Origin of the sequence: Microbacterium sp., assembly GCF_030149085.1 — a bacterium.
Taxonomy (GTDB): domain Bacteria; phylum Actinomycetota; class Actinomycetes; order Actinomycetales; family Microbacteriaceae; genus Microbacterium.
The window spans coordinates 1-2,689 of record NZ_JASBSF010000131.1 but is presented as its reverse complement, the minus strand read 5'-3'; the positions used below and the strand labels follow the sequence as shown (position 1 = coordinate 2,689).

At 66.7% G+C, this 2,689-nt stretch carries 3 protein-coding genes and 1 pseudogene; 3 read left to right on the top strand and 1 reads right to left on the bottom strand.

Features of this window, described 5'->3' with window-relative positions; genetic code table 11:
- The 3 genes and pseudogenes from Q1V87_RS05425 to Q1V87_RS05415 form a co-directional block, all read left to right on the top strand.
- Positions 1-454 (top strand): annotated as a pseudogene (locus Q1V87_RS05425) (hypothetical protein); the annotation flags it as partial.
- A gap of 96 nt (positions 455-550) precedes the next feature.
- Positions 551-1,132, top strand: coding sequence for a hypothetical protein (locus Q1V87_RS05420; RefSeq protein WP_300591177.1), 582 nt, complete (start codon positions 551-553; stop codon positions 1,130-1,132).
- A 29-nt stretch (positions 1,133-1,161) separates the two neighbouring features.
- Positions 1,162-2,136 (top strand): alpha/beta hydrolase, encoded by a 975-nt coding sequence (locus Q1V87_RS05415; RefSeq protein ID WP_300591175.1) that lies wholly within the window; start codon positions 1,162-1,164, stop codon positions 2,134-2,136.
- On the opposite strand, the gene Q1V87_RS05410 is transcribed toward Q1V87_RS05415, so the two are convergent.
- Positions 2,133-2,609, bottom strand: coding sequence for a HipA domain-containing protein (locus Q1V87_RS05410; RefSeq protein WP_300591178.1), 477 nt, complete (start codon positions 2,607-2,609; stop codon positions 2,133-2,135). The two genes, Q1V87_RS05415 and Q1V87_RS05410, sit on opposite strands and share 4 nt — an antisense overlap.
- Between the last annotated feature and the right edge of the window lie 80 nt (positions 2,610-2,689).

The following is a 2,689-nucleotide window of genomic DNA, read 5'->3' as shown; positions in this document are numbered from 1 at the left end:
GTACTCGGTCTCGTTCGCTGTTGCGGCCAGCGGCGTCATCCTCTCGAACATCGTGAACGCCCGGGTCGCCGTGCGGTTCGGACCGAGACGGATGCTGGGTGTCGGCCTCGGCGCCACGGCCTGCGCCGCAGCGCTTCTGCTCGTGCTGACGCTGACCGGCACGCTCACGATCCCGGGCTTCATAGCCGGCGCGTTTCTGCTCACCCTCGGGCTCGGGTTCACGATGTCCAATGCCAGTGCGCTGGGCCTTGCCCGCGCCGATCGAGCCCGCGGTGCAGGCTCAGCAATCCTGGGGACATCGCAGTTCGTGGTCGGCGCTGTCGCATCACCGCTCGTGGGGTTGGCGGGAGAGGACACGGCGGTGCCGATGGCCGTGGTCATTGCGGCGATGATGGCGCTCTCGCTGCTGCTCGGCATCCTGGCCCTGCGAACAACCCGTCGCGGTCGCCGCTGAGCAGACGGGCGCGCGCTCTCCTCGTGTTTTACATTGGGGAAGTCCAGAGTGTGTGCAGGTGAGGTGGTCGCCCGCGCACTGTACGAAGGAGTACCTATGTTCCGGTTCCGTTTTCTTCCTGCCGTTGCCGTCGTCGGCATTCTGGTGCTCGTGGGCTGTGCGCCGACGCCCGAGCCCTCGACCACGCCGAGCTCTGAGGTAACGCAGAACGACACGCCCAGCTCTGAACCGACGCAAGAACCACAGTCGTTCGTCGGCAACGTCCCCGCGGACTGTGCCGCCGTCGGTACGGCTGAGAGCCGCGCCGACTCGGTCGACCAGCTGAATCTGCAGGGCGACGGCGTCGGCTTCGTCCGTCCGGCTCCCGAGGGCGCCACGCTGCTGCTCGGGTGCGACTGGTTCGCCGGCGACACGTCAGGGGTGCTGTTGCTGATCAGCGAGGTCGACCCCGCGGCTGCTGAGGCCTACGTCGCGACCCTTCCCGATCAGGGCTACACCTGCGTCACGGGGGATGCCGGAAACCCGGTATGCCAGATGGTCACGCCGAACTCCCAGTACCCCGTCGACACTGTCGAGACGATCACGAGCCGCGAGGACATCTGGATCTACTCGTCAGTGACGAACGTGGATGCCGACATGCTGCTGAGCGATCTGAATCTGCAGATCTGGGGCAACTGAGCGAGAGCGGGTGCCGATAGTCTCGGCACATGGAAGAGGTGTGGCTTCCTGACCTGCTCGGCGGTCGCTTCCGGCAGCGCACGCTGAGTCTGGGCAGCGACGCCGAGGGCGAGATCGTCGCCACGCTCGTGCGACTGCTGCCGTCGTGGCCTGCCTCCTGGACGGGACGTCTTCGCGACGTCGATGTTCTCTACGTGCACGGGTGGTCGGACTACTTCTTCCAGACAAGCCTCGCGCAGTGGTGGGCTGACCGGGGCGCCCGGTTCTATGCGCTCGATCTGCGCAAGTACGGACGGAGCCTGCGCCCGGGTCAGACTCCGGGTTACGTCTCCTCGCTGTCCGCGTACGACGCAGACATTGCTGCGGCGCTGTCCGCGATGGGACGGGACGAGAGGCCGGGGCGGCGTCTCGTGCTGCTCGGCCACTCCACGGGAGGGCTCACGCTGTCGCTGTGGGCGGCACGGCATCCGGGGCTTGCATCGGCCCTCGTGCTCAACAGTCCGTGGCTGGAGTTTCAGACAGGGGCCCGGGGCAGGGAGGCGCTCTCGCCGTTGGTGGCGGCCCGTGCTCGGTGGGATCCGTTGGGCATGCATCCGGTTGTCGATCTCGGCTTCTATACTCGCGCGCAGCGCGAGGTCGGAACTCTGCCGGAGGCGCCGGACGGATGGCGACCTGAGCGTGGGTTTCCGACCACTCCGGGCTGGCTCAAGGCGGTGCTCGACGGCCACGAGACGGTTGCGGACGGCATCGAGGTGGGATGCCCTGCGCTCGTCATGCTGTCGCAGCGGTCGAGTTCGCCGCTGATGTGGCGCCCCGACATGCTCGAGACAGACTCCGTTCTGGTCGTCGACGACATCGCCAAGGCTGCGACGCGCCTAGGCCGCCTCGTGACCATCGCGCGGATCGAGGGCGCGCTCCACGACGTGTTCCTCTCCCGCGCAGCCGTGCGGAAAGAGGCCTACCGCGTGCTGGGGGAGTGGATGCAGTCGCAGGCGCTTCGCTAGCCTGCGGAGGGTGCTCGACCGTCTCCGACGGCCTGCCCCTCTCGCAGATTGCGGACGAAGCTGCTAATCGAATCGTGCAATTCGGGATGAGCCGAGTCAAGCGGAACCTCTTCGGCTACAGCAGCGGACAACTCATCGAGCACATCCGAGACCGCCGCTGCTGCGCGACGGAGCCGCCACGACTCGAACTCGCTGACGAGGTCGTCGCGCGTGATCTCGGCATGCCGGTACTTCCGGTTCACGGCGAGCGCCAGTCGACCATCTCCTCCGGAAGGGTGGGCGAGGGGCACCTGGTCATATGCCGGAGCGAGTGTCGGCACGTCGTTGGCGGGATGCACCAACCCGAGGTTCTTCGTGTGCATGTCGAGATTGCCGATACCGACGGCGAGAACGGTCATCCGCGCGAGGCGGAGGGCGCTTGACCCCTGATCTTGGACACGCTGATTCCAGCACGATGCTGGGGAAGCGAGAATCCAAGGGATGGCTAGGAAGAACTACACGGACGAGTTCCGGCAGCGGGCGGTGGACTTGTATGAGTCCACGCCGGGTGCGA

Bases quoted from the DNA above. Each gene is read 5' to 3' on its own strand.
- Q1V87_RS05420 (WP_300591177.1), top strand. From the start codon at position 551: ATGTTCCGGTTCCGTTTTCTTCCTGCCGTTGCCGTCGTCGGCATTCTG.
- Q1V87_RS05415 (WP_300591175.1), top strand. From the start codon at position 1,162: ATGGAAGAGGTGTGGCTTCCTGACCTGCTCGGCGGTCGCTTCCGGCAG.